Annotated in this window: 26 protein-coding genes; 19 read left to right on the top strand and 7 right to left on the bottom strand. The window is 62.7% G+C overall.

What is annotated here, in order from left to right:
* Position 1: 1 nt before the first annotated feature.
* Together eat and ABRP30_RS02870 are read right to left on the bottom strand one after the other, a co-directional pair.
* On the bottom strand, positions 2 to 1,450 hold the full coding sequence (gene eat / locus ABRP30_RS02865) for an ethanolamine permease (protein WP_241803964.1): 1,449 nt from the start codon (positions 1,448 to 1,450) through the stop codon (positions 2 to 4).
* A gap of 242 nt (positions 1,451 to 1,692) precedes the next feature.
* Positions 1,693 to 3,213, bottom strand: a complete 1,521-nt coding sequence (locus tag ABRP30_RS02870) for an aldehyde dehydrogenase family protein (RefSeq protein ID WP_267820682.1) — start codon at positions 3,211 to 3,213, stop codon at positions 1,693 to 1,695.
* A 256-nt stretch (positions 3,214 to 3,469) separates the two neighbouring features.
* Here ABRP30_RS02870 and ABRP30_RS02875 point away from each other — a divergent pair, with 256 nt between their 5' ends.
* The 4 genes from ABRP30_RS02875 (at position 3,470) to ABRP30_RS02890 (ending at position 7,763) form a co-directional block, all read left to right on the top strand.
* Complete coding sequence (locus tag ABRP30_RS02875) at positions 3,470 to 5,437, top strand: sigma-54-dependent Fis family transcriptional regulator (protein WP_349975234.1); 1,968 nt, start codon at positions 3,470 to 3,472, stop codon at positions 5,435 to 5,437.
* 66 nt (positions 5,438 to 5,503) lie between these two features.
* Complete coding sequence (gene mpl / locus ABRP30_RS02880) at positions 5,504 to 6,853, top strand: UDP-N-acetylmuramate:L-alanyl-gamma-D-glutamyl-meso-diaminopimelate ligase (protein WP_267820686.1); 1,350 nt, start codon at positions 5,504 to 5,506, stop codon at positions 6,851 to 6,853.
* Positions 6,850 to 7,479, top strand: a complete 630-nt coding sequence (gene ubiX / locus ABRP30_RS02885; RefSeq protein ID WP_039603651.1) for a flavin prenyltransferase UbiX — start codon at positions 6,850 to 6,852, stop codon at positions 7,477 to 7,479. Before mpl ends, ubiX begins: the two co-directional genes overlap by 4 nt.
* Positions 7,476 to 7,763, top strand: a complete 288-nt coding sequence (locus ABRP30_RS02890; RefSeq protein WP_267820689.1) for a YceK/YidQ family lipoprotein — start codon at positions 7,476 to 7,478, stop codon at positions 7,761 to 7,763. Before ubiX ends, ABRP30_RS02890 begins: the two co-directional genes overlap by 4 nt.
* A gap of 46 nt (positions 7,764 to 7,809) precedes the next feature.
* Here the strand turns inward: ABRP30_RS02890 and ABRP30_RS02895 are convergent, their stop codons facing one another.
* The 3 genes from ABRP30_RS02895 to ABRP30_RS02905 form a co-directional block, all read right to left on the bottom strand.
* A complete protein-coding gene (locus ABRP30_RS02895; protein WP_012312540.1) occupies positions 7,810 to 8,454 on the bottom strand; it encodes an oxidoreductase in 645 nt (214 codons plus the stop codon).
* A gap of 27 nt (positions 8,455 to 8,481) precedes the next feature.
* Positions 8,482 to 10,215 (bottom strand): C13 family peptidase, encoded by a 1,734-nt coding sequence (locus ABRP30_RS02900; protein WP_267820691.1) that lies wholly within the window; start codon positions 10,213 to 10,215, stop codon positions 8,482 to 8,484.
* A 93-nt stretch (positions 10,216 to 10,308) separates the two neighbouring features.
* A complete protein-coding gene (locus ABRP30_RS02905; protein WP_241803958.1) occupies positions 10,309 to 10,764 on the bottom strand; it encodes a MaoC family dehydratase in 456 nt (151 codons plus the stop codon).
* Between the two features lie 144 nt (positions 10,765 to 10,908).
* Between ABRP30_RS02905 and ABRP30_RS02910 the strand changes: the two genes are divergently transcribed.
* From ABRP30_RS02910 to ABRP30_RS02920, 3 genes are read left to right on the top strand one after another with little or no spacing between them, the layout of a single operon-like run.
* Positions 10,909 to 11,271: a CidA/LrgA family protein gene (locus tag ABRP30_RS02910; protein WP_267820693.1), complete on the top strand. Its 363-nt coding sequence runs from the start codon at positions 10,909 to 10,911 to the stop codon at positions 11,269 to 11,271.
* Positions 11,268 to 11,984 (top strand): LrgB family protein, encoded by a 717-nt coding sequence (locus ABRP30_RS02915; protein ID WP_349975235.1) that lies wholly within the window; start codon positions 11,268 to 11,270, stop codon positions 11,982 to 11,984. Before ABRP30_RS02910 ends, ABRP30_RS02915 begins: the two co-directional genes overlap by 4 nt.
* Positions 11,985 to 11,993: 9 nt before the next feature.
* Complete coding sequence (locus ABRP30_RS02920; RefSeq protein WP_267820697.1) at positions 11,994 to 12,584, top strand: LON peptidase substrate-binding domain-containing protein; 591 nt, start codon at positions 11,994 to 11,996, stop codon at positions 12,582 to 12,584.
* Between the two features lie 173 nt (positions 12,585 to 12,757).
* On the opposite strand, the gene ABRP30_RS02925 is transcribed toward ABRP30_RS02920, so the two are convergent.
* Both ABRP30_RS02925 and ABRP30_RS02930 read right to left on the bottom strand, forming a co-directional pair.
* Positions 12,758 to 14,074, bottom strand: a complete 1,317-nt coding sequence (locus ABRP30_RS02925) for a bifunctional DedA family/phosphatase PAP2 family protein (protein WP_267820699.1) — start codon at positions 14,072 to 14,074, stop codon at positions 12,758 to 12,760.
* Positions 14,075 to 14,077: 3 nt separating this feature from the next.
* The gene (locus tag ABRP30_RS02930) at positions 14,078 to 14,770 is read right to left on the bottom strand and encodes a DNA-3-methyladenine glycosylase (protein ID WP_267820701.1); all 693 of its coding nucleotides are present in this window, start codon (positions 14,768 to 14,770) and stop codon (positions 14,078 to 14,080) included.
* A gap of 204 nt (positions 14,771 to 14,974) precedes the next feature.
* Between ABRP30_RS02930 and ABRP30_RS02935 the strand changes: the two genes are divergently transcribed.
* The 12 genes from ABRP30_RS02935 to lipA all read left to right on the top strand — a co-directional run bounded on the left by ABRP30_RS02935 (position 14,975) and on the right by lipA (position 26,410).
* Positions 14,975 to 16,246, top strand: a complete 1,272-nt coding sequence (locus tag ABRP30_RS02935) for a glutamate-5-semialdehyde dehydrogenase (protein ID WP_267820703.1) — start codon at positions 14,975 to 14,977, stop codon at positions 16,244 to 16,246.
* Positions 16,215 to 16,907 carry a nicotinate-nucleotide adenylyltransferase gene (gene nadD, locus ABRP30_RS02940; protein WP_241803951.1) on the top strand — a complete coding sequence of 231 codons (693 nt, stop codon included), beginning with the start codon at positions 16,215 to 16,217 and terminating at the stop codon, positions 16,905 to 16,907. Before ABRP30_RS02935 ends, nadD begins: the two co-directional genes overlap by 32 nt.
* Before the next feature lie 45 nt (positions 16,908 to 16,952).
* Complete coding sequence (gene rsfS / locus ABRP30_RS02945) at positions 16,953 to 17,375, top strand: ribosome silencing factor (protein WP_267820707.1); 423 nt, start codon at positions 16,953 to 16,955, stop codon at positions 17,373 to 17,375.
* 9 nt (positions 17,376 to 17,384) lie between these two features.
* A complete protein-coding gene (rlmH, locus tag ABRP30_RS02950) occupies positions 17,385 to 17,852 on the top strand; it encodes a 23S rRNA (pseudouridine(1915)-N(3))-methyltransferase RlmH (RefSeq protein WP_008090421.1) in 468 nt (155 codons plus the stop codon).
* 16 nt (positions 17,853 to 17,868) lie between these two features.
* Positions 17,869 to 19,758: a penicillin-binding protein 2 gene (gene mrdA / locus ABRP30_RS02955; RefSeq protein ID WP_267820711.1), complete on the top strand. Its 1,890-nt coding sequence runs from the start codon at positions 17,869 to 17,871 to the stop codon at positions 19,756 to 19,758.
* A gap of 38 nt (positions 19,759 to 19,796) precedes the next feature.
* Positions 19,797 to 20,900 carry a rod shape-determining protein RodA gene (rodA, locus tag ABRP30_RS02960; RefSeq protein ID WP_349975280.1) on the top strand — a complete coding sequence of 368 codons (1,104 nt, stop codon included), beginning with the start codon at positions 19,797 to 19,799 and terminating at the stop codon, positions 20,898 to 20,900.
* Between the two features lie 17 nt (positions 20,901 to 20,917).
* Positions 20,918 to 21,928, top strand: coding sequence for a lytic murein transglycosylase B (mltB, locus tag ABRP30_RS02965; protein ID WP_267820713.1), 1,011 nt, complete (start codon positions 20,918 to 20,920; stop codon positions 21,926 to 21,928).
* Complete coding sequence (locus tag ABRP30_RS02970) at positions 21,928 to 22,926, top strand: septal ring lytic transglycosylase RlpA family protein (RefSeq protein WP_267820715.1); 999 nt, start codon at positions 21,928 to 21,930, stop codon at positions 22,924 to 22,926. The genes mltB and ABRP30_RS02970 overlap by 1 nt, the downstream gene beginning before the upstream one ends.
* Before the next feature lie 309 nt (positions 22,927 to 23,235).
* Entirely contained in the window at positions 23,236 to 24,396 is a 1,161-nt protein-coding gene (locus ABRP30_RS02975; protein WP_349975236.1) for a D-alanyl-D-alanine carboxypeptidase family protein, read from the top strand.
* A 72-nt stretch (positions 24,397 to 24,468) separates the two neighbouring features.
* Complete coding sequence (locus ABRP30_RS02980; RefSeq protein ID WP_012312556.1) at positions 24,469 to 24,744, top strand: DUF493 domain-containing protein; 276 nt, start codon at positions 24,469 to 24,471, stop codon at positions 24,742 to 24,744.
* Positions 24,744 to 25,391 carry a lipoyl(octanoyl) transferase LipB gene (gene lipB, locus ABRP30_RS02985; RefSeq protein WP_241803944.1) on the top strand — a complete coding sequence of 216 codons (648 nt, stop codon included), beginning with the start codon at positions 24,744 to 24,746 and terminating at the stop codon, positions 25,389 to 25,391. Before ABRP30_RS02980 ends, lipB begins: the two co-directional genes overlap by 1 nt.
* A 2-nt stretch (positions 25,392 to 25,393) precedes the next feature.
* Positions 25,394 to 26,410: a lipoyl synthase gene (lipA, locus tag ABRP30_RS02990; RefSeq protein ID WP_027592615.1), complete on the top strand. Its 1,017-nt coding sequence runs from the start codon at positions 25,394 to 25,396 to the stop codon at positions 26,408 to 26,410.
* Positions 26,411 to 26,450 lie beyond the last annotated feature (40 nt).

Here is a 26,450-nt window from a genome sequence, read left to right on the forward strand (position 1 = left end):
ATCAGTGCAGGGCCTCTTCGGCCTTCTGGATCGCGGCGAATTCCTCTTCCGGCGTGCCCGCCACCAGGTGGTGGCGGCTGTAGAACGCAAAGTAGGCAATCAATACTGCATAGATCACTGCAGCGCCAATCACCACCCGTGGGTCGACCAGGAAGCCTGCGACCACGGCGATACAGGCCAGCACCAGGGCTACGCCTGAGGTGAAGATGCCACCCGGGGTGCGATAGGGGCGTTCCATCTTGGGCCGGCGGATGCGCAGGGTGATGTGCGCGGCCATCATCAGTACATAAGACAGCGTCGCGCCGAACACCGCAACCAGGATCAGCAGGTCGCCCTGGCCGGTCAGTGACAGGGCGAAGCCAATGATGCCGGGGATGATCAGGGCCAGTACCGGTGCCTTGCTCTTGTTGGTTTCAGACAGTTTGCGCGGCAGGTAGCCCGCGCGGGAAAGTGCGAAGATCTGCCGCGAATAGGCATAGATGATGGAGAAGAAGCTGGCAATCAGGCCGGCCAGGCCAACCAGGTTGACGAAGCCGCCCATCCAGGTGGAGCCGCCATACGCCTTGGACAGCGCTTCTACCAGTGGGTTACCGGAGGCTTTGAGCGCTTCGGAGCCCGCACCGCCCGGGCCTACCACGAGGATCAGCAGGGCAAAGGCCAGCAACACCAGCATGGCGCCAATCAGGCCACGGGGCAGGTCACGTTTCGGGTTCTTGGTTTCCTCGGCTGCCAGCGGCACGCCTTCTACCGCCAGGAAGAACCAGATCGCGTACGGGATTGCCGCCCACACGCCGACATAACCGAACGGCAGGAAGCTGCTGGCGCCAACCGCGTCGGTCTGGGCGATGTCGAACAGGTTCGCTGCATCAAAATGGGGCACCATGCCCACAAGGAAGACAGCCAGGGCGATGGCGGCGATGGCGGTGATGATGAACATCAGTTTCAGCGCTTCACCCACACCGAAGATGTGGATGCCGATAAAGACGATGTAGAACGCCAGGTAGATCATCCAGCCGCCGATGCCGAACAGGGACTGGCAGTAGGCGCCGATGAACACCGCGATGGCTGCCGGCGCGATGGCGTACTCGATGAGGATCGCCGTGCCTGTCAGAAAGCCGCCCCACGGGCCGAAGGCGCTACGGGCAAAGCCGTAGCCGCCTCCGGCGGTTGGGATCATCGAGGACAGTTCGGCGAGCGAGAAGCACATGCACAAGTACATGGTGGCCATCAGCAGGGTGGCCAGGAACATGCCACCCCAGCCGCCTTGGGCAAGACCGAAGTTCCAGCCGGCATAGTCGCCGGAGATCACGTAGGCGACGCCCAGGCCCACCAGCAGGACCCAGCCGGCAGCCCCTTTTTTCAGTTCACGCTGCTGGAAGTAGTCCGAACCGACTTTTTCAAAATCGACGGAAGCACCTGCCGGTGTGCCGGAAGATTGATCGCTTGGCATAGTTTCACCTGTTCTTTTTCTTGGTGGCCGGAAGGGTTCCGGCCCTTGGTGATGGGTACTGCAGGAAGCGAGCCATGGGGCTTCAAGCAGCTTCAAGCTTCAAGCTGCAAGCCTCAAGAAAAAGCAGGTCGGCGGTGTACTCGCTTTTTCTTGTAGCTTGCAGCTTGCAGCTTGCGGCTCAGAAAAAGCGGGTCGGCGGTGTACTCGCTTTTTCTTGCCGCTTGCAGCTTGCAGCTTGCCGCTTAGAAGAAGCCCAGCGGGTTGATGTCGTAGCTCACCAGCAGGTTCTTGGTTTGCTGGTAGTGGTCGAGCATCATTTTGTGGGTTTCACGGCCTACGCCGGACTTCTTGTAACCGCCGAACGCGGCGTGTGCCGGGTACAGGTGGTAGCAATTGGTCCATACGCGGCCCGCCTTGATGCCGCGGCCCATGCGGTAGGCGCGGTTGATGTCGCGGGTCCATACACCGGCGCCAAGGCCGAACTCGGTGTCGTTGGCGATGGCCAGTGCTTCAGCTTCGTCCTTGAAAGTGGTGACGCTGACCACCGGGCCGAAGATTTCTTCCTGGAACACGCGCATCTTGTTGGTGCCTTTGAGCAGCGTCGGCTGGATGTAGTAACCCGTGGCCAACGCCCCCTCCAGCTTCTCCACCTTGCCGCCGGTCAGCAGCTCGGCGCCCTCGTCCTGGGCAATCTGCAGGTACGACAGGATTTTCTCGAACTGCTGTTGCGACGCCTGGGCGCCGACCATGGTGTCGGTGTCGAGCGGGTCGCCGCGTTTGATCTGCAGCACCTTCTTCATCACCACTTCCATGAACTGCGGGTAAATCGACTCTTGCACCAGTGCGCGTGACGGGCAGGTGCATACCTCGCCCTGGTTGAAGAACGCCAGCACCATGCCTTCGGCAGCCTTGTCGATGAAGCTCGGCTCAGCCTGCATGATGTCTTCGAAGTACACGTTCGGCGATTTGCCGCCCAGCTCGACAGTCGATGGGATGATGTTCTCGGCGGCGCACTTCATGATGTGCGAGCCAACCGGGGTAGAGCCGGTGAAGGCGATCTTGGCGATGCGCTTGCTGGTGGCCAGCGCCTCGCCGGCCTCGCGGCCATAGCCCTGGACTACGTTGAGCACGCCGGGCGGCAGCAGGTCGCCAATCAGCTCGACCAGCACGGTGATGCCCAGCGGCGTCTGCTCGGCTGGTTTGAGCACCACGCAGTTGCCAGCGGCCAGGGCCGGTGCCAGTTTCCAGGCGGCCATCAGGATCGGGAAGTTCCACGGGATGATCTGCCCGACCACGCCCAGTGGCTCATGAATGTGATAGGCCACGGTGTTTTCGTTGATCTCGGCGGCACCGCCCTCCTGGGCGCGTATGCAGCCGGCGAAATAGCGGAAATGATCGACCGCCAGCGGGATGTCGGCGTTGAGGGTTTCGCGGACCGGCTTGCCGTTGTCCCAGGTTTCGGTGATGGCCAGCACTTCGAGGTTTTGCTCGATGCGGTCGGCGATCTTCAGCAAAACGTTGGAGCGGTCCTGTACCGACGTACGGCCCCAGGCATCGGCGGCAGCGTGGGCAGCGTCCAGGGCCTTGTCGATGTCTTCGGCAGTGGAGCGGGGGAATTCAGCGATCAGCTTGCCATTGACCGGGGAGGTGTTGTCGAAATACTGCCCCTTGACCGGAGCTACGAATTCACCACCGATGTAGTTGCCGTAGCGGCTCTTGAAGGAAACCTTCGCGCCCTCGGTACCGGGATGTGCATAACGCATGGTGTGTCTCCTGGTTAATTGTGTTTGTTGAGGAGTTGGAAAGCGTAGAGCAAAGGTTGGGCCAGCGTGGGGAGGGCTAGTTGAATTAATGGCTTGCGCGATTTCTTGATGGGCCTGCAGCGGGCGCTGTACCGGGAACGGCACGTGCTGGGTGACACTTTGTACCGTTTGCGACACGCTTGATTGCGGTGGATTGCAAAGCCCGGGCGGGTGGAGGATGCTGGCAGGACGCTCTATCTGCGGAGAACAAAAACCAATGCAGAGCCACCACCTCAGTCGTCATGCCCAGCAAGTGCATACCGTTGCCCACGGCGAAGCCGGGGGGGCCGGCAGCGATCCGTCCATTGCCCGATCCTGGCTGCGATGCCTGGAGGACTACCATCTGGATCCCGAGGTGCTTGCCGCGCCGGTTGTGCTGGAGCACGGCCGCCTGCTCGAAAGCCGTGAGCGCCTGAACCAGGTGCTGAAAATCGCCGACAGTGAAATGAACAGCCTGCACCAGCAGTTATCCGGTGCCGGGCATGCGGTGCTGCTGACCGATGCGCGCGGTGTCATCCTCAACTGTGTCACTGCACCCAGCGAACGGCGCATCTTCGAACGTGCGGGGTTGTGGTTGGGCGCTGACTGGAGCGAAGCCCGCGAGGGCACCAACGGCATCGGCACCTGCCTGGTGGAGCGCCAGGCCCTGACCATCCATCAGAACGAACACTTTCGCGGCCGGCACACCGGGCTGACCTGTTCGGCCAGCCCGGTATTCGACCCTCACGGCGAACTGCTGGCAGTGCTCGATGTGTCCTCGGCGAGGCCGGATGTTTCGCGTCAAAGCCAGTTCCATACCATGGCGCTGGTCAACCTTTCGGCAAAGATGATCGAGAGTTGTTACTTCCTGCGCCACTTCGAGCAGCAATGGCTGCTGCGCTTTCACCTGCAGGCCGAGTCGGTGGGGTTGTTCAGCGAAGGGCTGCTGGCGTTCGGCGCCGATGGCCGTATCTGCGCGGCCAACCAGAGCGCCCTCAACCTGTTGGGCACCGTCCGGGGCGGGGTACTGGGCAAGCCGCTGGACATGTTCTTTGCCTGTAACCCTGATGAGCTCTTCAGCCGCGCCATGCCCACTGGCAGCCCGGCCTGGCCGCTGTATGCACGAGATGGTCGCCAGGTATTTGCCAGCTTGCGCGGGCAGGCTAAGGCGCCGGTATGGGCGGTGCCGGCTGGTTTGCCCGAAGCCCGGCCCGAGGCGGCCCCGGGCATTTGCCTGATGGACCCGGCGCTGCAGGGTGATTTCCAGCGGGCGCTGCGGGTGTTCGAGCGTGATGTGCCACTGCTGGTGTCGGGCGAGACCGGTTGTGGCAAGGAAGCCTTTGCCCAGGCCGTGCACCAGGCTAGCCAACGGCGCGGCAAACCGTTCGTGGCAGTCAACTGCGCATCGATTCCCGAAAGCCTGATAGAGAGTGAGCTGTTCGGTTACCGCGGCGGCAGTTTTACCGGAGCGCGCAAGGAAGGCATGCGCGGCAAGCTGCTGCAGGCCGATGGCGGCACCTTGTTGCTCGACGAGATCGGTGACATGCCGCTGGCGCTGCAGACCCGTCTGCTACGGGTGCTGGAAGAACGTCAGGTGGTGCCGATCGGTGGTGAGCCGCAAGCGGTCGATGTGCGCATCGTCAGTGCTACCCACCGAGATTTGCTGGAGCGGGTGGAGCAAGGCACCTTCCGCGAGGATCTGTATTACCGGCTCAACGGCCTGGAAGTGGCAATGCCGGCGGTGCGTGAACGCAGTGACAAGGCTCAGTTGCTGGATTTCCTGTTGCGCCAGGAAGCGCAAGGCCAAGCCATCGAAATCGACCCAAGCGCCCGCCAGGCGCTGCTGGATTATGCCTGGCCGGGCAATGTGCGCCAGATGCGCAATGTGCTGCGTACGCTGGTGGCATTGTGTGAGCACGGGCGTATCGAGTGTGGCGAGCTTCCTGCCGTGATCCTCAAAAAGGCAGGCAAAAGCTGCAGCGCCCCCCAAGAGGCTGGCACCACCCAAGAAGCTGGCGCTCCCCCTGTGGAAGCCGGCTTGCCGGCGATGAGGCCGGCACGGTTGGAGGATGCCGAGCGCCAAGCCCTGTTATCCACACTGGAGGCAAACCGCTGGCACCTCACCCGTGTCGCCGAGCATTTGAATATCAGCCGCAATACCTTGTATCGAAAACTGCGCAAACACGGCATCGCCAGGGGCGTCTGAGCGAAACAGCGGGTGCGATTTCCCGCGCCCTGGGCTACCCTGCCTCGAAGTTTTGCGAGGTCGACCATGCATATTCATATTCTCGGTATTTGCGGCACTTTCATGGGTTCGCTGGCGGTGCTGGCCAAGGAGCTTGGCCACCGTGTGACCGGTTCGGACGCCAACGTCTATCCACCGATGAGTACCCAGCTCCAGGCCCAGGGCATCGAGCTGACTCAGGGCTACGACCCGGCCCAGCTGGACCCGGCACCTGACCTGGTAGTGATCGGCAACGCCATGTCGCGGGGCAACCCTGCAGTGGAGTACGTGCTCAACAAAGGCCTGCCTTACGTCTCCGGCCCCCAGTGGCTGGCCGACCATGTGCTGCAGGGGCGTTGGGTGCTGGCCGTGGCCGGTACTCACGGCAAGACCACTACCAGCAGCATGCTGGCCTGGGTCCTGGAGCATGCCGGCATGAGCCCTGGCTTCCTGATCGGCGGCGTGCCGCAGAACTTCTCGGTCTCGGCACGTTTGGGCGATACGCCGTTCTTCGTGGTGGAAGCCGATGAATACGACAGCGCCTTCTTCGACAAACGCTCGAAATTCGTGCACTACCATCCGCGCACAGCCATTCTCAACAACCTAGAGTTCGACCACGCGGACATTTTCCCGGACCTGGCCTCCATCGAGCGGCAGTTCCATCATCTGGTGCGCACCATCCCGAGCGAAGGCTTGGTGATCCACCCGACCACAGAGCAGGCGCTGGAGCGGGTAATCGGCATGGGCTGCTGGACGCCAGTACAGACCACCGGCGAGGGTGGCCAATGGCAGGCGCGCCTGCTCAGTGCCGACGGCTCGCGCTTCGAAGTGCTGTTCGAGGGGCAAGCACAAGGCATCGTGGACTGGGGCCTGACTGGCCAGCACAACGTTGCCAACGCGTTGGCAACCTTGGCCGCTGCCCGTCATGTGGGGGTCGTGCCGGCCATGGGCATTGATGGCCTGAGCGCGTTCAAGAGCGTCAAGCGGCGCATGGAGAAGGTCGCAGAAGTGCAGGGCGTGACCATCTACGACGACTTCGCTCACCATCCGACGGCCATCGCCACCACCCTGGACGGGCTGCGCAAGCGGGTGGGCGAGGCGCCGGTAATCGCCATCATCGAGCCTCGTTCCAACTCCATGAAGCTCGGCGCGCACCGTGACGGCCTGCCAGAAAGCGTCAATGATGCCGACCAGGTAGTCTGGTATGCGCCAGCCAACCTGGGCTGGGACTTGGCAGCGACCGCAGCGCAGTGCAAGGTGCCAAGCGTGGTCGCCGACAGCCTCGAGGCGATCATCGAGCGGGTCAAGGGCCAGGCGCGGCCGGGCACACATGTGGTGATCATGAGCAACGGCGGCTTTGGCGGCCTGCACGGCAAGCTGGCCGAGGCCCTGAAATGAGCGGGCCGGAACGCATCACCCTGGCCATGACCGGCGCCTCCGGTGCGCAGTATGGCTTGCGCCTGCTCGATTGCCTGGTGCGCGAAGACCGTGAGGTGCATTTTCTCATCTCCAAGGCCGCGCAATTGGTGATGTCCACCGAGACTGACGTACTGCTGCCACCCAAGCCGCAGGCCATGCAGGCCTTTCTCACCGAGTACACCGGCGCTGCCGATGGGCAGATCCGCGTGTATGGCAAGGAGGACTGGATGTCGCCGGTGGCCTCGGGCTCCGGCGCACCGGCGGCCATGGTGGTGGTGCCGTGCTCGACCGGTACCCTGTCGGCCATCGCCACCGGGGCCTGCAACAACCTGATCGAACGTGCCGCCGACGTAACCCTCAAGGAACGTCGCCAACTGATCCTGGTGCCGCGGGAGGCGCCATTTTCGACCATCCATCTGGAGAACATGCTCAAGCTCTCGCAGATGGGGGCAGTGATCTTGCCGGCGGCGCCGGGCTTCTATCACCAGCCACAAACCATCGATGACCTGGTCGACTTCGTCGTGGCGCGCATTCTCAACCTGCTGAACATTCCACAGGACATGCTGCCGCGCTGGGGCGAACATCATCTTGGGGCGGACGATTGAGGCGGGCTCTGCCTGCCGTGCTGGCCGTCCTGCTGCTCGACGGCTGTGCCACGGTGCGGACGCTGGATGCCAACAAGCCGGGCGCCCCGGTGGTGTATGCCGGCACCCGGCTGGACTTGTACGTGATCAATGGCGGGTGTTGCTCAGAGGACCATTTCGGGGCGCATGCGCCGGCGTATCCGCGGTTGGACCTGCCAGGCAGCATGCTGCTCGATACCCTGCTCCTGCCATTATCGTTGCTGACGGCTGCCGGGATCGGTTTCCAGGCCACTGGCGGTCTGTAATGGCCCCAGCACCGGCTTGCCGGTGACAGGGCCTTACAGGCGGGCGCTATTTCTTGCCCAATCTACGCAGTTCATCCGACTCGACAACCCGAATCCCGTCCTCTTCTTCCAGCGCCAGGCGCCACAGCGCCCGCGCCAATGTGCAGGCTTCGATCCCCCGATACTTGCCCGGCATCAACCGCGCAAACGGCGACGCCAGGCGCTCTCCCAAGCGCGGTGCGATACGCTCGCCCAGCAACAGCGAAGGCCTGACAATCGTCAGTTGTGGCCAATCCTGCGCTTTGAGTGCCTCTTCCATCTCGCCTTTGACCCGGTTGTAGAAGATCGACGATTTGGGGTCGGCGCCGATCGCGCTGACCACCAGCAGGTGGCGCGCCCCCATCTCCCGGGCCCGCTTGCTGAAGGCCACCACCATGTCCAGGTCGACGGCGCGAAACGCCTGTTCGGAGCCGGCCTGCTTGAGGGTAGTCCCCAGGCAGCAGTAAGCGATGTCCACGCGCCCGGCCAACTGCGGTAAAAACACCGCAGGGTCGCCGACCGGGTTTTCCAGGTGTGGATGTTCGGCCAAGGGGCGGCGGGTGGGTGCCAGAACGCGGCTGATGGTGGGCTCGTTGAGCAGGCGGTCAAGCAGGTGTTCACCCGTCAGGCCCGTGGCTCCGGCAAGCAGGACATGCTGAGGCGTCAAGTACATGATGTCTCTCCTGTGTTACACACAAGTCTAGTGCGGGGTGGGCCTTTTTTCCTGCCCCTGCGAAGTCGCTTGTGCGGCATTGCGTAAGGCTTTTTCAGCTTGCTGCTGGCGCAGGCGTTGCCAATGTGCCAGTACGGTTGGCGGTGCCCAGATCTGTGGCTCGGAGGCTTCGAAACCTTCCCGCTTCTCCCGTTCGGCAACACTGCTGCGCGCCAGTTCAAACGCTTGTTCGAGGTCGTCGGTCTGGTTCAGCGCCTGGGCGAACAGAGCCTCGCCGAAATAGGTGAAATCAGCCTCTTCCGAGCAGCCGAATGACACCCTGTCGGCCCGAGCGGCCGTCATGATGATTGTCCGCTCATCTTTGAGCGGGGCGATGTAGCCCCCGGAATAGCAGGCGGAGATGACGATTACCTTGTCGCGTTCCTTGAGCGGCGCCAGGGCGCCGGCCAGTTCGTCGGCGGACAGGTCGGCCAGCTGCAGGCGTGGCTGGTCGAAGACCAACTGGTGGTCCTGGCTGCCATGGCTGGTCAGGTAGATGAACACCAGGTCCTGCGGGCCGGTGCGCTCGGCCAGTGTGCGGGCGGCGCGGGTAAGGTTCTCGCGGGTTGCCATGGGCCTTGAGGACATCTGGTCGCGGTGGTTGACCAGGGTGATCTGGCCATGGGCGCCGAACCGCACCTTCAACAGATTGCTAACGTAGTCGGCCTCGCGCAGAAACACACTCTGTTGGCCGTCACCCGCGACCACCAGGCTATACAGCTCAATCGGCGGCGTGGAGCGCGGTACGCGGGCCAGCGCCTGCTCCAGCAGCTTGCCCTGATTGAGCAGCGCCAGTTCCAGCGGGTCGGGAAGCAATTTGCCGTTGTGGTCGCGAACCCGCACACCATTGACCCAGTAACCGCTTTGCACCTTGCCACTGGCCAGGGTCAGTTTGCCCCGGCCCTGGTAGGCATCGTTTTCGAAGCCGCCGACATAGTGGCTGCCATCGGGCAGTTGCAGGCTGCCCTGGCCGGCCAGGCGCCAGTCGACGAAGCTGCCCTTGTAGTGGCTGCCATCGCTGCCGAGCATTTCCCCTTCGCCAAGCAGCGAACCGTCCTTGAACTCGCCAATCCACACATCGCCTTCGGCGTTTTCATAGCGGCCACGACCTTCCAGGCGATTGTCCTTGAACTCGCCGATATATTGCTCGCCATCGACGCTTTCGTAGGTGCCGCTGCCCTGCAACAGACCGTCGACGAAGCGGCCGCTGAACTGATTGCCGCTGGCATCGCTGCGTACGCCGGCACCGTTGGGCTTGCCTCTGGCGAACTCGCCCTGGTAACGGCTGCCATCGGCGAGTTCGAGTTCGCCCGCGCCATGGTACTGATCGTCCTTGAATTGGCCGCGGTAGGTCTGGTCGGCCTGCTTGAGCGTGCCTTCGCCGTCACGTCGGCCGTGGCTGAAGGTGCCGGCATAATGGCTGCCGGGGGTGGTCAGATCGCCCATGCCCTGGAACAGGCCGGCAGCGAACTGGCCACGATAGATTTCGCCATTGCTGCCATGCCACTCGCCCTGACCCTGCCACTGGCCATCCTTGAACCCGCCGGCGTACCAGCTGCCGTTGGGGTAGTCGATGCGCCCTTCGCCTTGCAGCAGGCCGTCGACTACCTGGCCCCTGTAGCGACCGCCGTCGGGCAGGCGCGCGTCCGGTGGCAACAGCGATTCGCCATCGCCACAGGCAGCGAGCATCAGGGTAAGGGTGAGAGGTAACAGAGCACGCATGGCCGAATCCGGGCAAAAGTTATGCCGAGTATGCCGCACAATGGGGCGGATGAGACAGCCATGGCAGGGGCCGCGTGGCGGCCCCGAAAACGATCAGACGAAGCAGAGCGAAAGCGGCTCGGCGATATAGGCCGGCTTGTCCTCACCTTCGATCTCCAGTGTCGCGGTAGCCTTGAGCAACCACTGCCCAGGTTTCTTCTCGATCACCTCACCCAGGTCCACCTTCAGGCGCACCTTGCTGTCGACTTTCACCGGCTGAATGAACCGCACGCTGTCGAGCCCGTAGTTGACCACCATCTTCAGGCCTTCAGGCAGCACCAGGATGTCTTCCATCAGCTTCGGAATCAGCGACAAGGTCAGGAAACCGTGGGCAATGGTGCAGCCAAACGGTGTCTTGGCCGCTTTGTCAGGGTCGACATGGATGAATTGAAAATCGCCCGTGGCTTCGGCGAACAGGTTGATGCGTTGCTGGTCGATCTTCAGCCAGTCGGAACGTCCCAGTTCCTTTCCAACGTACTGCGAAAGCTCGGTAACCGGTACATAGGGCATCGCGACTCTCCAGGTTGTCATTTGGTACGAGAGTGCAAGATCAGCACGGTGCGCAATGACAGTCAAGTTGCCAGCATCGTGGCGAATGCCTGCCCATAGGCTTGCGCGTGCTTATAATGGCCGGCATGCCCAAAGGAGATCCTTATGCTGCTGCGTGGTTTGACCTGGCTGGTGCTGTTCCAGCTGCTGGGTACGGCGCTCAATCATCTGTTGGTGCCGATACTGCCCGGGCCGATCATTGGTCTGTTGCTCTTGTTGTTGTTCCTCATGGCCCGCGGTGAGGTCGGCAAGCCCTTGAACGAGGCAGCGAGCAGCCTGTTGCGCTACCTGCCGCTACTGTTGGTACCGCCAGCCGTCGGTGTGATGGTGTATGCCAAGGCTATCGCTGCAGACTTCTGGGCGATCGCCGGCGCTCTTCTGATCTCCTGCCTGGCCACCATAGTGTTTGTTGGTGTACTGATGCAGAAACTCATGCATCGCCAGGGCAAGCGCGGGGAGCAGCCATGATCCTCGACTGGCAGGGCGCGCTCGATGCGGTTGTCCACCATCCGCTGTTTGGCATTGGTATCACGCTGGGGGCCTACCAGCTCGTGCTGGCCGCCTACGAGAAAACACGCTGGATTTTCCTGCAGCCGGTACTCGTGTCGATGATCTTGGTGATCGGTGTATTGCTGGTCTGTGGTATCGACTACCGCGAGTACCGCAAGAGCACCGAGATCATGAACATCCTGCTGGGGCCGGCCACGGTGGCGTTGGCCGTGCCGCTCTACCTGAACCTGCGGCGTATCCGTCAGCTGTTCTGGCCGACATTTACTACGCTGGTAATCGGAGGCCTGTTCGCTACGCTCTGCTGCCTGTTGCTGGGCTGGTGGTTCGGCGCTGAACATATGATCCTGATGACCATGGCGCCGAAATCGGTGACCTCACCGATTGCCATGCTCGTGGCCGAGCAAATGGGTGGTGTGGCGGCGCTGGCGGCGGTGTTCGTGTTGATCACCGGGGTGATCGGGGCCATCTTCGGCCCGGCGTTGTTGAGCCGTTTTGGCGTGCATAGCCCCGAGGCGCGCGGCATGTCCCTGGGGGTGACCGCGCATGCGGTGGGTACCTCGGTGGCCTTGCAGGAAAGTGACGAGTGTGGCGCTTTTGCCGCACTGGCGATGAGCCTGATGGGGGTGGCCACGGCGGTGTTCCTGCCGTTGGCGGTCAGCCTGGTGGCTTGAGGAGTTGTGATGACGCTACCGCTGTTTCCCCTCAATACTGTGTTGTTTCCCGGTTGCCTGCTGGATTTGCAGATATTCGAAGCCCGCTACCTGGACATGATTGGCCGCTGCATGAAGCAGGGCACAGGCTTTGGTGTGGTGTGCATCGTCGAAGGCGAGCAGGTCGGTAAGGCGCCACCTGTGGTGGCATCGATCGGGTGCGAGGCGCTGATCCGTGATTTTGTTCAGCAGGACAATGGTCTGCTGGGTATTCGGGTCGAAGGTGTGCGGCGCTTCGAACTGAGCCAGACCGAAGTGCAGAAAGACCAGTTGCTGCTGGGTGAGGTGAGTTGGCTGGCGGAGCAGGCGGACAGCCCGCTGACCGATCAGGACGATGACCTGCTGGCCCTGCTGGTGGCGTTGGGTGAGCACCCGATGGTCGAGGCACTGGACATGCCTCGTGATGTCGCGGGGCGCCAGGCACTGGCCAACCAGCTGGCTTATCTGCTGCCGTTCATGGAGGAGGACAAGCTGGACTTGCTGGCGATCGACTCGCCGTCGGAGCGGCTGGCGGAAATCCAGAGGCTGCTGGAGCGGATTCAGGGTGAGTTGTTTGCCTGATCGAGGCGGGTTGCTTTCATGGCCCTATCGCCGGCAAGCCGGCTCCCACCACGACCGCGCAGCTCTTCGGGCCTGCGCTTTACCTGTGGCAGCGACTGGCTTGCTCAACTTCCAAGAGCTGGCGCGATCCCGGTGGGAGCCGGCTTGCCGGCGATGGGGCCGCCCAGCCAACCTCAGTATTGATAACGCTCCAGGGCCAGCGGCAGCGCGTACAGGGCAAAAAAGGCCAACAGCGCGATACACGCCGGTAGTACCAGCCACCACACCCGCTGTGGCAATGCATTGAGCGGCTGGCGATGTTGCACCAGCGTCAGGCTGAGCGCGCAGACGCAGCAGGCCAGCAAGGCCCCGGCCAGAATGTCGGTCGGCCAATGCGCTCCCAGGTACACGCGCGACAGGGCAATCGCCAGTGCCGGAATGCACCCCAGCATGATCCAGGTCAGGCGCAAGCGTGGCGGCTGGCCCCGCCCGGCCAGCACGGCTATTACCAGAAAGAACGCAAACGACGCCGAGCTGTGCCCGCTGGGCATGCTGTAACTGGTCAAGGGGTCAGTCAGTATTTCCGGTCGCGCCCGGGCGAACAGCCATTTCAGCGAGCCATTGGCAATGGCCGTACCCATCAAGGCGCCGCCGGCGAACAGTGCGTGCCGCCACTGCCGGGCGAGCAGCAGCAGGCCGGTGAGCAGCCCGCCCAGGAAAAACTGGGTGCGGAAATCGCCCAAGCGGGTCACCAGCACCATGGTGCCGTCCACCGCTTGGCTGCGATGCTCCTGCACCAGGGTCATCACGCCCTGGTCGAACTCGTGAAAATACGGCCACCCCAGAAACACACCGGCCAACGCCACAAAGCTCAAGCCGGCGATCAGCCGCGTCCCGTGGCGCTGGTCGCGCACGCTGCTGTTCAGGCTCAGCCCGATCAGCACTGCCAACGAGCCAGCGATGATGCCTGCATCCAGCCAGAACCCTTCCGGCAATGGCAGGCGCATGGCCGCCCCGGTAGCCCAGCCCGGCAACAGGTAGGCGACCGACCAGCCGGCACCGGCCAGCACGCTGACCGCGATGAAACGCGGCAACGGCATGTCGAACATGCCCGCGACCATCGGCAGCATCGGCCGCAGCGGGCCGATGAAACGGCCAACCAGCAAGCTGGCGATGCCGTAGCGCTGGAAGTACGTTTCAGCGCTGCCGATCCATTCCGGGTGGTGGCGTAACAGGGGTAGGCGGCGGATGTTCTGGTGGAAGTACTTGCCGATCGTGTACGACAGGGCGTCACCGAGCAGGCCACCGAGGAACCCCAGCAGCAATGTTTCGCCCAGGCTGAAAGTCCCGCTGCCGGCCAATACCGCGACGGCGAACAGCAGTACCGTACCCGGCACGATGATGCCCGCGATGGCCAGGCATTCGATGCAGGCCACCAGGAAAATTGCCACGCCAAGCCACTGCGGGTTAGCGCTGAGCCAGCCGGTCAGGCTGTCGAGCCATTGGCCCATGGTTCAGCTTCCTTGTTCGAGAATGAAATAGTCTTGCCCTTCGACTTGGCCCCGGCGCAGCGGGTTCCGGGTGCAGAAGCGGGCGTATTCGGCGTCGATGAAACGGTACGGCAGGTGCTCATCGCGGCCATGGGGGATACCCAGGCGCGCGGCCTGGACCACTTTGGGTACGGCGATCGCACAATCCTCCACGTACAGGCGTTCAGGGTCGAAGCGCTGGCCATCCCACTGCGGCACCTTCAGGCCCAACGCCCGGCAGAGCAGTGTCTGGCCGGCACACAGGCGTTCGGCTGGGCGCAGCTTGCCGCTGGCGTCGGGGTTGTTCAACTGCATTTGCGCCAGGCTGTTGGCATCGGAAAGGGCGTCCACCCAGGGGTAGGCCGACTTGATGAGCACTGCATTGCCCGGGCCGTGTGCGCTGAAATTGAGCGAGTCGCCTCCGCGGGCGTAATACATGTAGATATGCCCGCCATCTAGAAACAGCGCCCGGCGTTTCTCTGTGTAGCCAAGCGAGGCATGGCTGCCCTTGTCGGTCAGGTAATAGGCCTCGGTTTCAATGATCCGAGCGGCCAGCCACAGGTCGCCGTGCCGATGGCGGATGACTTTGCCGAGCAGGGCTTTGGCCAAGACCTGGGCGTCCCGGTCGAAGAAGCTGTCGGGCAAGGCGCGGGCAGGGCAGGGAGGCGTGTCTGGCATGCTGGCGATTCGTGGTGGTGTAGGCGCGGATGATAGCAATGATTGGCTTAATCGAGGCTGAACCAAGACAGTTCGATAAGAGCGGTTACATCTTTCCTACAGATTCTTGTCTGCCATTTTCTACCATCCGCCACCCGCCGCTGGGCGTATACCTGCGCGGCAGTTATAATCAGCCGATTTCCCCTTCGCCAAGACACCGAACCCATGACTGAGTCCGTTCTTGACTACATGACCCGTTTGGGTCGCGCCGCTCGCCAGGCCTCCCGGGTGATCGCCCGCGCCAGCACTGCGCAGAAAAACCGCGCCCTGCAGGCTGCTGCCGATGCACTGGACGCCGCGCGTGCCGAGCTTGCCGCAGCCAACGAACAGGACCTGGCCGCCGGCCGTGCCAATGGCCTGGAGCCTGCCCTGCTCGACCGCCTGGCCCTGACCTCTGCGCGTATCGACGGCATGATCACCGGCCTGCGCCAGGTGGCCAACCTGCCGGACCCGGTCGGCGCCATCCGCGACATGAGCTATCGCCCGTCGGGTATCCAGGTCGGCAAGATGCGCGTGCCACTGGGGGTGATCGGAATCATCTATGAGTCGCGCCCCAATGTGACCATCGACGCCGCCAGCCTGTGCCTGAAGTCCGGCAACGCCACCATCCTGCGCGGCGGCTCCGAGGCCATTCACTCCAACCGCGCCATCGCCACCTGCATTCAGCGTGGCCTGGCAGAGGCCGGCCTGCCGGCCGCCGTGGTGCAGGTGGTCGAGACCACCGACCGTGAGGCGGTTGGCGCGCTGATCAGCATGCCTGAGTTCGTCGATGTCATCGTGCCCCGGGGTGGCCGCGGCCTGATTGAACGCATCAGCCGCGATGCCCGCGTGCCCGTGATCAAGCACCTGGACGGTATCTGCCACGTCTACGTCGCCGAGCATGCCGACCTGGACAAGGGCTGGCGTGTCGCTTTCAACGCCAAGACGTACCGTTACGGTATTTGCGGTGCGATGGAAACCCTGCTGGTCGACCAGCGTGTGGCTCAAGGCTTCTTGCCGGAAATGGCCCGCCGCTTCCAGGAAAAAGGCGTCGAACTGCGCGGCTGCGCGCGTACCTGTGAGCTGATCGCGGCCAAGCCGGCCAGCGAAGACGACTGGCACACCGAGTACCTCGACGCCGTGTTGTCGATTCGGGTGGTCGACGGGCTGGAGCAGGCGATCGAGCACATCAACCACTATGGCTCGCACCACACAGATTCGATCATTACCGAACACCAGGGCCAGGCCCGCCAGTTCATGGCCGAGGTGGACTCGGCTTCGGTGATGCTCAACACCCCGACCTGCTTTGCCGACGGCTTCGAGTACGGTTTGGGCGCGGAAATCGGCATTTCCACCGACAAGCTGCATGCCCGCGGGCCGGTCGGCCTGGAAGGCCTGACGTGCGAGAAGTACGTAGTGATCGGCGATGGCCAGCTGCGCGGCCAGGAGTCCTGCTGAGTTGAGCAAGGCCCAGGCAGTCCGGCGCATCGGCATTCTTGGCGGTACTTTCGACCCCGTGCACATCGGCCACCTGCGCAGCGCGCTCGAGGTGGCCGAGTTCATGGGGCTGGAAGAGCTGCGCCTGTTGCCCAATGCGCGGCCGCCGCACCGCGACACCCCGCAAGTGGCCGCCGAAGACCGCTTGGCGATGGTGCGTGAGGCCGTGCAAGGTGTCGAGCGCCTGAGCGTCGATGCCCGTGAGCTTGAGCGCGATAAACCGTCCTACACCATCGATACGCTGGAGTCGGTCCGCGCCGAACTGGGCGCGGATGACCAGCTGTTTCTGGTGCTGGGCTGGGATGCCTTCTGCGGCTTGCCTGGCTGGCACCGCTGGGAAGAGCTGCTGCAACACTGTCACATCCTGGTGCTGCAACGCCCGGATGCCGACGTTGAACCCCCTGACGAGCTGCGCAACCTGTTGGCCGCGCGCTCGGAGAGCGATCCCACCGCCATGTCCGGCCCGGCGGGTAGTATTTCGTTCGTCTGGCAGACACCGCTTGCGGTGTCGGCTACACAGATCCGACAGCTGCTGGCCAGCGGCAGGTCGGTGAGGTTCCTGGTGCCGGACGCCGTACTGGCCTACATCGAGGCGCATGAACTGTATCGTGCGCCTAACTGACGGTGCCCTGTGGGCGCCTCATCCAACGAGTTGAACGAGTTTTATATGAGCAAGCAGAAAATCAACGGCGAAGACCTGGTCAAACTGACCATCAGCGCGCTGGAAGACGTCAAGGCCCAGGATATCCAGGTCATCGACGTTCGCGACAAGCACAGCCTGACCGACTACATGATCATTGCCACGGGTACCTCCAATCGCCAGATCAACGCGATGCTGGAAAAGGTCCGTGAAGCGGTCAAGAAAGAAGGTGCACAGCCGCTGGGCGAAGAAGGCAAGGGCGACAGCGACTGGGTACTGCTGGACCTGAACGACGTCATCGTGCATATGATGACCGCCGCTGCCCGCCAGTTCTACGACCTGGAGCGCCTGTGGCTGGGTGCCGAGCAGAGCCGTGCCGCCGATGCCAAGCACCACAGCCCGGAAAACGCCAGCGACTACTTCACCGACAAGCTCAAAGACCGGGAATAAGGAAGCGTCGTGCGTCTGCGCCTGATCGCGGTCGGCTCGCGCATGCCCAAGTGGGTCGAGGAAGGCTGGCATGAATATGCCAAGCGCCTGCCCCAGGAGCTGTCGCTGGAGCTGGTGGAAATTCCGCTCAATACCCGAGGCAAGAATGCCGACGTCGCCCGCCTGATTCGTCAGGAGGGTGAGGCCATGCTGAGCAAGGTGCAGCCGGGGGAGCGCATCGTCACCCTCGAGGTTCACGGCAAGCCCTGGAGTACCGAGCAACTGGCTACCGAGCTGGACCGCTGGCGGCTGGACTCGCGTACGGTGAATTTGATGGTGGGCGGCCCGGAAGGGCTGGCGCCTGAGGTTTGTGCGCGCGCCGAGCAACGCTGGTCGCTGTCGCCGCTGACCTTGCCGCACCCGTTGGTAAGGATACTCATCGGCGAGCAGATCTACCGCGCCTGGACCGTGTTGTCCGGGCACCCTTACCACAAATGAGCCATTAAGCAGTCCGATGTCGCAGCCGATCCGCCTCAAGGACCACGAGAAAGACGCCCGCCTGGTGCGTAACCGCGTCGTGGTCGGCGCCGTCGCGGTCATGCTGCTTGTCTGCGTGTTGATCGCACGCCTGTACTACCTGCAGATCATCCAGTACGACTACCACTCGACGCTGTCGGAAAACAACCGGGTGCACGTGCAACCGATCCCGCCGACCCGCGGGCTGATTTTCGATCGCAATGGGGTGATCATCGCCGACAACAGGCCCAGCTTCAGCTTGTCGATGACCCGCGAACGGGCCGGCAATTGGCAGCAAGTGCTGGATACGATCGTCGAAGTGCTGGAGCTGACGGCCGACGATCGTGCGCTGTTCGAGAAGCGCATGAGGCAGGGGCGACGCCCCTTCGAGCCCGTGCCGATCCTGTTCGAGCTGAACGAAGAGCAGATTGCCCGCGTGGCGGTCAACCAGTTCCGCTTGCCTGGCGTCGAAGTGGTCGCCCAGTTGGTGCGGCATTATCCGCAAGGCGCGCATTTCGCCCATTCGGTAGGGTATGTCGGGCGGATCAACGAGAAAGAGCTTAAAAGCCTCGACCCGGTGAACTACAGCGGCACCCACCATATCGGCAAGACCGGCATCGAGCGCTTTTACGAAGACGAGCTGCATGGCCAGGTCGGTTACGAGGAAGTCGAGACCAACGCCCGCGGGCGCGTGCTGCGGGTGCTCAAGCGTACCGACCCAAAACCTGGCAAGGACATCGTGCTGAGCCTGGACATCAAGTTGCAGGAAGCTGCCGAAGCCGCCTTGGGTGGGCGCCGTGGTGCGGTGGTAGCGCTCGACCCGCGTAGCGGCGAAGTGTTGGCAATGGTCAGTCAGCCGAGCTTCGACCCCAACCTGTTCGTCACCGGCATCAGTTTCAAGGCCTACGCCGAGTTGCGCGACTCGATCGACCGGCCGCTGTTCAACCGCGTGCTGCGCGGCTTGTACCCGCCCGGCTCGACCATCAAGCCGGCGGTTGCCATTGCCGGCCTGGACAGCGGTGTGGTCAATGCCGGCAGTCGGGTGTTCGACCCGGGCTACTACCAACTGCCCAACTACGATCACAAGTACCGTAACTGGAACCGCAGTGGTGATGGCTGGGTCGACCTGGATACCGCAATCATGCGCTCCAATGACACCTATTTCTACGATCTTGCCCACAAGATGGGCATCGATCGGCTGTCTACCTACATGAACAAGTTCGGCATCGGGCAGAAGGTTGCCCTGGACATGTTCGAGGAGTCGGCCGGGCTGATGCCGTCGCGTGAATGGAAACGCGCCACCCGCCGCCAAGCCTGGTTCCCCGGTGAAACCCTGATTCTGGGCATCGGCCAGGGCTATATGCAGGCAACACCGCTGCAACTGGCCCAGGCCACCGCGCTGATCGCCAACAAGGGCGTCTGGAACCGTCCGCACCTGGCCAAGACCATCGAAGGTCAGCCGCCCGTGGACCCGAACCCGATGGAAAACATCATCCTGCGTGACAAGTCCGACTGGGCCAAGGTCACCCACGGCATGGAGCAGGTGATGCACAACGCCCGCGGTACCGCGCGCAAGGCTGCGGCCGGTGCCCAGTACCGCATTGCCGGCAAGAGCGGTACCGCGCAGGTGGTCGCGATCAGGCAGGGCGAGAAATACGACCGCAACAAAATTCAGGAGCGCCACCGCGACCACGCGTTGTTCGTCGCCTTCGCCCCGGCCGACGATCCTAAGATCGTGGTGTCGGTGATGGTCGAGAACGGCGAGTCCGGCTCCGGTGTCGCCGCACCCGTGGTGCGGCAGATCATGGACGCCTGGCTGCTCGACGAGAACGGCCGGCTCAAGTCCGAGTTCGCTCCTGCCACTGTCGCCCAGGAAACGGCCCCGTGAAGAACAATTTCGATCGCATGCTCTCCAGCGAGGACGTGATGCGTCGACGCGCCAGCTTCCTGCAGCGCATCCACATCGACGGCCCCTTGCTGGTCATCCTGTTGGCCCTCGCCGCCGGCAGCCTGTTCGTGCTCTATTCTGCCAGCGGCAAGAACTGGGACTTGCTGGTCAAGCAGGCCACTTCATTCGGTATCGGGCTGGTGTCGATGTTCGTCATCGCCCAGCTTGAACCACGCTTCATGGCGCGCTGGGTGCCTCTTGCCTATCTCACAGGCGTGCTGCTGTTGGTCGTGGTGGACGTCATGGGCCATAACGCCATGGGGGCCACACGCTGGATCAACATACCCGGGGTAATCCGCTTCCAGCCCTCGGAGTTCATGAAGATCATCATGCCCGCGACCATCGCCTGGTACCTGTCCAAACGCACCTTGCCGCCTCATCTGAAACACGTGGCCATCAGCCTGGTGCTGATTGGCGTACCGTTCATTCTCATCGTCCGCCAGCCGGACTTGGGTACGGCGTTGCTGATCCTTGCCTCCGGCGCCTTCGTGTTGTTCATGGGCGGCCTGCGCTGGCGCTGGATCCTGAGCGTGCTGGCGGCGACCGTGCCTGTGGCGGTGGCCATGTGGTTCTTCGTCATGCACGACTACCAGAAACAGCGCGTGCTGACGTTCCTCGACCCTGAAAGCGACCCGCTGGGCACCGGCTGGAACATCATCCAGTCCAAGGCCGCCATCGGCTCAGGTGGTGTGTTCGGCAAGGGGTGGCTACTGGGCACCCAGTCGCACCTGGACTTCCTTCCAGAGAGCCATACCGACTTCATCATCGCCGTGCTCGGCGAAGAATTCGGGTTGGTCGGCATCTGCCTGCTGCTGATCGTTTACCTCTTGCTGATCGGGCGTGGGCTGATGATCACCGCTCAGGCGCAGACTCTGTTCGGCAAGCTGCTGGCAGGCAGCCTGACCATGACCTTCTTTGTCTATGTGTTCGTCAATATCGGTATGGTCAGCGGCCTCTTGCCCGTGGTGGGCGTGCCGCTGCCCTTTATCAGCTATGGCGGAACTTCGTTGGTGACGCTGCTGTCAGCGTTTGGCGTTTTGATGTCGATCCATACGCACCGTAAATGGATCGCACAGGTTTGAAAAAGGTGAAGAATTTGATGCAAGCAGTGCGTAACTGGGCTGCCCGTTTTGCGCCGTGGGTCGGCGCGGTGGGCCTGTTCGCCGCTGTCCAGCAGGCCCATGCCGGCGATTACGACGGCTCGCCTGAGGTGGCCGAATTCGTCGGCCAGATGAGCCGCGACTACGGCTTTGCCAGCGAGCAGTTGATGGGCGTGTTCCGCGAGGTGCAGCGCAAGCAATCGATCCTCGACGCCATATCGCGGCCGGCCGAGCGGGTAAAACCGTGGAAGGATTACCGGCCGATGTTCATCACCGACGCGCGCATCGCCCGCGGTGTGGACTTCTGGCGCCAGCATGAAGCGGTGCTGGCCCGGGCGGAGCAGGTGTACGGCGTACCGGCGCAGTACATTGTCGCGATCATCGGCGTGGAAACCTTTTTTGGCCGCAACACTGGTAACTACCGTGTGATCGATGCCTTGTCGACCCTGGGCTTCGATTACCCGCCGCGCGCCGAGTTCTTCCGCAAGGAGCTGCGTGAATACCTGCTGCTGGCGCGCGAAGAGCAGCTCGACCCGCTGACACTCAAAGGCTCATACGCCGGTGCCATGGGCCTGCCGCAGTTCATGCCGAGCAGCTTTCGCAACTACGCGGTGGACTTCGATGGCGATGGCCACATCAATATCTGGAACAACCCCGACGATGCCATCGGCAGTGTCGCCAGCTATTTCAAAGAGCACGGCTGGGTGGCCGGGCAGGGCGTGGTCAGCCGGGCCCAGGTCAGTGGCGCGCGCGCGGACGAAGGCCTGACCACGGGCATCGAGCCGGTGAAGACCGTCGCACAGTTGCAGGCGCTTGGCTGGTCGAGTCATGATGCGTTGCGCGGTGATCTGCCAGTGACCGCCTTCCGGCTGGAAGGCGCAAACGGCCCTGAATACTGGATGGGCCTGAAGAATTTCTACGCGATCACTCGCTACAACCGCAGCGTGATGTATGCCATGGCGGTGCATCAGCTTTCGGAACAGCTGGTCCAAGCACGGGGCGTCAAGTAATGCGCGCAATGAAATCTGCCAATACCTTCAAGTTGCTGGCCTGCATGGCCGTCGGCATGCTGCTGGTCAGTTGCTCCTCCAGCCGGCCGACCCCACAGAAAAGCGGCAATGTGGTTCGTGCGCAGCCCGGCCTGGATATCAACCGTGCTCACAAGGACGGTGCGCCGTGGTGGGACGTGGATGTGAACAAGATCCCGGACGCGACGCCGACCGTGCACACCGGCAACTACAAGGCTAACCCTTACACGGTGCTGGGCAAGACCTACTACCCCATGCAGGACTTCCGCAACTACCGCGCCGAAGGTACTGCCTCGTGGTACGGCACCAAGTTCCACGGGCAGAACACCGCCAACGGTGAGCTTTATGACCTTTATGGCATGAGCGCAGCCCACAAGACCCTGCCGCTGCCGGCCTACGTGCGGGTGACCAACCTTGCCAACGGGCGCAGCGTGATCTTGCGGGTCAATGACCGTGGCCCGTTCTACTCCGACCGCATCATCGACCTGTCCTATGCCGCTGCCAAGAAGCTCGGCTATGCCGAGAACGGTACCGCGCACGTGCGGGTCGAAGGCATCGACCCGCAGAAATGGTGGGCCGAGCGTGGCCAGCAGCCGCCCTTGATGCTCAAAGAGCCTCAGGCAGCCCCGACTCAGGCGATTGCCGCCAGCACCGGGCGTGTCGAGCAATGGTCGCCGCCGGCGCAGCAACACGCGGCGCCGGTAGTGCCTGTGCAGGTGGGTGGCAACAATGTGCCGGCAGGCAACGGTGGCAGCTTCTTGCAGGTGGGCGCTTTCGCCAACCCGGACGCCGCCGAGCTGTTGCGCTCGAAGCTGAGCACCATGGTCAGCGCGCCGGTGTTCATCAGCTCCATCGTGCGTAACCAGCAGACCCTGCACCGCGTACGCCTCGGGCCGATCAGCAGCCAGGGCGAAATCCAACAGGCGCAGGACAGCATTCGCCTGGCGAACCTTGGCCAGGCCAAGCTGGTCACAGACTGACCGCGGGTGCGAGCTGCAAGCTTCGAGCTGCAAGCTTTAAGCTGCAAGCTGCAAGAAGAAGCCCGGTGCGCGTCGCCCTGGCTCACAGCTTACAGCTTGGAGCTTGGAGCTTGCAGCTTGCAGCTCTAGCTGTCTGTTTTGTCATGAATTGCCGCGCGCGGCCATGTACAATGTCGGCTTTTGCCCGCAGCGACATAAAGCCGCACGTCGAGGGCTCGGCCCTGAGCCGCAAAAACTAGACTGACTGGCGCTGGGCACACGATGTGGCCCAGGGAACATCTCAGACCATTAGCGATTTTCGAGAGACGGATGAACATCACCAACCTTGCCAAACGACTTTGCCTGCCCGTACTGCTGATGATCACGCCTGCTGCCTTTGCGGTAGAGCAGATGATGCCGGCACCACCGCAACTGGCAGCCAAGTCCTACGTACTCATGGACGCGTCCAGCGGCAATGTGCTGGTCGAAAACAACGGCGACGAGCGCCTGCCGCCGGCCAGCCTGACCAAGCTGATGACCGCCTACATCGCCACCCTGGACATCCGCCGTGGTCAGATCGGCGAGAACGACCCGGTCACCGTCAGCGAGAACGCCTGGCGCACCGGTGGTTCGCGCATGTTCATCAAGGTCGGTAGCCAGGTCACCGTCAGTGACCTGCTGCATGGCATCATCATCCAGTCCGGCAACGACGCATCGGTCGCCTTGGCCGAGCACATCGCTGGCAGCGAAGATGCCTTCGCCGACATGATGAACAAGACCGGCGCCGAGCTGGGCATGTCCAACAGCCACTTCATGAACCCGACCGGCCTGCCGCACCCGGACCACTACTCCTCGGCCCACGACATGGCCATCCTGGCGCGCGCGATCATCAACGTCGACCCGGCCCACTACGCGATCTACTCGCAGAAAGAGTTCTTCTGGAACAACATCAAGCAGCCAAACCGCAACCTGCTGCTGTGGCGTGACAAGACGGTCGATGGCCTGAAGACTGGCCACACCGAAGAAGCCGGCTACTGCATGGTGGCTTCGGCCGTACGCGACGGTCAGCGCCTGATTGCGGTGGTGTTCGGCACCAACAGCGAGCAGTCCCGTGCTGCCGAAACCCAGAAGCTGCTGACTTACGGCTTCCGCTTCTTCGAAACCCAGACCTTCTATCAGAAAGGCACCGAACTGACCCAGGCCCCGGTCTGGAAAGGCGCCACCAGCATCGTCAAAGCCGGCCTGGCCGACGACCTGACCCTGACCATGCCTAAAGGCCAGATGAAGCGCCTGCAGGCTTCGATGACCATGAACCCACAGCTCACCGCACCGATCGCCAAAGGTGACGTGATCGGTAAAGTGGAAGTCAAACTGGACGAGAACGTGGTTCACAGCGCCGACCTGATCGCCCTCGATGGCCTCGAGGAAGGTGGTTTCATCCGTCGTATGTGGGATAGCATCCGTCTATTCTTCTACGGGTTGTTCAACTGATACGTGACCTGCACGCCCCCGCAATCCTGCGGGGGCGTTGTTGTTGCCACGGCTTACGAGGCCGTTTCCGCCATGAGCGAACCTGACGTCAAGTCGCACAAGATCGAATTCCCCTGCGCCGATTACCCGATCAAGGTCATCGGCGACACCGTTGTCGGCTTCAAGGACATGGTGATCGAGGTACTGAGCAAGCATGCCAAAGTCGACCTTGCCACGCTGGCCGAGCGCCAGAGCAAGGAAGGCAAGTACACCACGGTCCAGTTGCATATCGTTGCCGAGAGCGAAAATCAGCTGCACGATATAAACAGCGCCCTGCGTGCGACCGGCATCGTGAAAATGGTGCTCTGATGTCCCTTCGCCTCGGTTTTCGCGAGCTTGGCCTGCAGCCCTATGAACCGGTGCTGCAAGCCATGCGTCGCTTCACCGAGCAGCGTAGCCCAGACAGCCAGGACGAAGTCTGGCTGGTAGAGCACCCCGCGGTGTTCACCCAGGGCCAGGCCGGCAAGGCCGAGCACCTGCTGGTACCGGGCGATATTCCGGTGGTGCAGACCGATCGAGGGGGCCAGGTGACCTACCACGGCCCCGGGCAACTGGTGGCCTACCTGCTGCTCGATGTGCGCCGCCTGGGCTTTGGTGTACGCGAACTGGTCAGCCGCATCGAGCAGACGCTGATCGAGCTGCTTGCCAGTTACGGTGTCAACGCGGCGGCCAAGCCCGATGCGCCGGGTGTCTATGTCGACGGAGCGAAAATCGCCTCCCTCGGCCTGCGAATCCGCAATGGCCGTTCTTTTCACGGCCTTGCTCTGAACGTGGACATGGACCTTGCGCCATTCCGCCGAATCAACCCCTGCGGGTATGCGGGGCTGGCCATGACCCAGCTGCGTGACCTGGCAGGCCCGATCGAACTCGACGAGGTCAGGACAAGGCTGCGCGGACAGCTGGTCAAGCACCTCGACTATGCTGAGCAGACGACCCTGACGGGCGGAATCGACTGAATATGACAACTGTGCAAGAAGCCGTGCCGAACCTGATACCCACCCAGGATGCCACCCCGCGCCCCGCGCCGAAGAAGGTGGAAGCTGGGGTCAAGCTGCGTGGTGCCGACAAGGTGGCGCGCATCCCTGTGAAGATCATCCCTACCGATGAGCTGCCGAAGAAACCCGACTGGATCCGCGTGCGTATCCCGGTTTCCCCCGAGGTAGACCGCATCAAGCAACTGCTGCGCAAGCACAAGCTGCACAGCGTCTGCGAAGAGGCCTCTTGCCCGAACCTGGGTGAGTGCTTCTCCGGTGGTACTGCCACCTTCATGATCATGGGCGACATCTGCACCCGGCGCTGCCCGTTCTGCGATGTCGGCCACGGCCGGCCGAAACCGCTGGACCTCGATGAACCAAAAAACCTGGCTGTCGCCATCGCCGACCTGCGCCTGAAGTACGTCGTGATCACCTCGGTGGACCGCGATGACCTGCGTGACGGTGGTGCTCAGCATTTCGCCGACTGCATCCGCGAGATCCGCGCGCTGTCGCCGGGCGTACAGCTGGAAACCCTGGTGCCGGATTACCGTGGCCGGATGGATGTGGCGCTGGAGATCACCGCGCAAGAGCCGCCGGATGTGTTCAACCACAACCTTGAAACCGTCCCGCGCCTGTACAAGGCCGCACGCCCTGGTTCGGACTACGACTGGTCGCTGGACCTGCTGCAGAAGTTCAAGCAGATGGTGCCGCACGTACCGACCAAGTCGGGGCTGATGCTCGGCCTGGGCGAGACGGACGAAGAAGTGATCGAAGTGATGCACCGCATGCGTGAGCATGACATCGACATGCTCACCCTCGGCCAGTACCTGCAGCCGTCGCGCAGCCACCTGCCAGTGCAGCGTTTCGTGCACCCAGACACCTTTGCCTGGTTTGCCGAGGAAGGCTACAAGATGGGCTTCAAGAACGTCGCATCGGGCCCGTTGGTGCGTTCGTCCTACCATGCCGACCAGCAGGCTCACGAAGCCAAGATCAAGCTCTGATCCTGGTTTGAGCCGTACATGCCGATGCACGCTGAAAGGC

The organism is Pseudomonas sp. WHRI 8519 (genome assembly GCF_040224055.2).
GTDB lineage: Bacteria > Pseudomonadota > Gammaproteobacteria > Pseudomonadales > Pseudomonadaceae > Aquipseudomonas > Aquipseudomonas putida_X.

Bases quoted from the DNA above. Each gene is read 5' to 3' on its own strand.
- rsfS (WP_267820707.1), top strand. From the start codon at position 16,953: ATGAGCAAGCAGAAAATCAACGGCGAAGACCTGGTCAAACTGACCATC.
- lipA (WP_027592615.1), top strand. From the start codon at position 25,394: ATGACAACTGTGCAAGAAGCCGTGCCGAACCTGATACCCACCCAGGAT.
- eat (WP_241803964.1), bottom strand. From the start codon at position 1,450: ATGCCAAGCGATCAATCTTCCGGCACACCGGCAGGTGCTTCCGTCGAT.
- ABRP30_RS02915 (WP_349975235.1), top strand. From the start codon at position 11,268: ATGATCCTCGACTGGCAGGGCGCGCTCGATGCGGTTGTCCACCATCCG.
- ABRP30_RS02875 (WP_349975234.1), top strand. From the start codon at position 3,470: ATGCAGAGCCACCACCTCAGTCGTCATGCCCAGCAAGTGCATACCGTT.
- ubiX (WP_039603651.1), top strand. From the start codon at position 6,850: ATGAGCGGGCCGGAACGCATCACCCTGGCCATGACCGGCGCCTCCGGT.
- mltB (WP_267820713.1), top strand. From the start codon at position 20,918: ATGCAAGCAGTGCGTAACTGGGCTGCCCGTTTTGCGCCGTGGGTCGGC.
- lipB (WP_241803944.1), top strand. From the start codon at position 24,744: ATGTCCCTTCGCCTCGGTTTTCGCGAGCTTGGCCTGCAGCCCTATGAA.
- mrdA (WP_267820711.1), top strand. From the start codon at position 17,869: ATGTCGCAGCCGATCCGCCTCAAGGACCACGAGAAAGACGCCCGCCTG.
- mpl (WP_267820686.1), top strand. From the start codon at position 5,504: ATGCATATTCATATTCTCGGTATTTGCGGCACTTTCATGGGTTCGCTG.
- rodA (WP_349975280.1), top strand. From the start codon at position 19,797: ATGCGTCGACGCGCCAGCTTCCTGCAGCGCATCCACATCGACGGCCCC.
- ABRP30_RS02920 (WP_267820697.1), top strand. From the start codon at position 11,994: ATGACGCTACCGCTGTTTCCCCTCAATACTGTGTTGTTTCCCGGTTGC.
- ABRP30_RS02910 (WP_267820693.1), top strand. From the start codon at position 10,909: ATGCTGCTGCGTGGTTTGACCTGGCTGGTGCTGTTCCAGCTGCTGGGT.
- ABRP30_RS02930 (WP_267820701.1), bottom strand. From the start codon at position 14,770: ATGCCAGACACGCCTCCCTGCCCTGCCCGCGCCTTGCCCGACAGCTTC.
- ABRP30_RS02900 (WP_267820691.1), bottom strand. From the start codon at position 10,215: ATGCGTGCTCTGTTACCTCTCACCCTTACCCTGATGCTCGCTGCCTGT.
- ABRP30_RS02935 (WP_267820703.1), top strand. From the start codon at position 14,975: ATGACTGAGTCCGTTCTTGACTACATGACCCGTTTGGGTCGCGCCGCT.
- ABRP30_RS02905 (WP_241803958.1), bottom strand. From the start codon at position 10,764: ATGCCCTATGTACCGGTTACCGAGCTTTCGCAGTACGTTGGAAAGGAA.
- ABRP30_RS02895 (WP_012312540.1), bottom strand. From the start codon at position 8,454: ATGTACTTGACGCCTCAGCATGTCCTGCTTGCCGGAGCCACGGGCCTG.
- nadD (WP_241803951.1), top strand. From the start codon at position 16,215: ATGGCCAGCTGCGCGGCCAGGAGTCCTGCTGAGTTGAGCAAGGCCCAG.
- ABRP30_RS02870 (WP_267820682.1), bottom strand. From the start codon at position 3,213: ATGCGTTATGCACATCCCGGTACCGAGGGCGCGAAGGTTTCCTTCAAG.
- ABRP30_RS02975 (WP_349975236.1), top strand. From the start codon at position 23,236: ATGAACATCACCAACCTTGCCAAACGACTTTGCCTGCCCGTACTGCTG.
- ABRP30_RS02925 (WP_267820699.1), bottom strand. From the start codon at position 14,074: ATGGGCCAATGGCTCGACAGCCTGACCGGCTGGCTCAGCGCTAACCCG.
- ABRP30_RS02980 (WP_012312556.1), top strand. From the start codon at position 24,469: ATGAGCGAACCTGACGTCAAGTCGCACAAGATCGAATTCCCCTGCGCC.
- ABRP30_RS02970 (WP_267820715.1), top strand. From the start codon at position 21,928: ATGCGCGCAATGAAATCTGCCAATACCTTCAAGTTGCTGGCCTGCATG.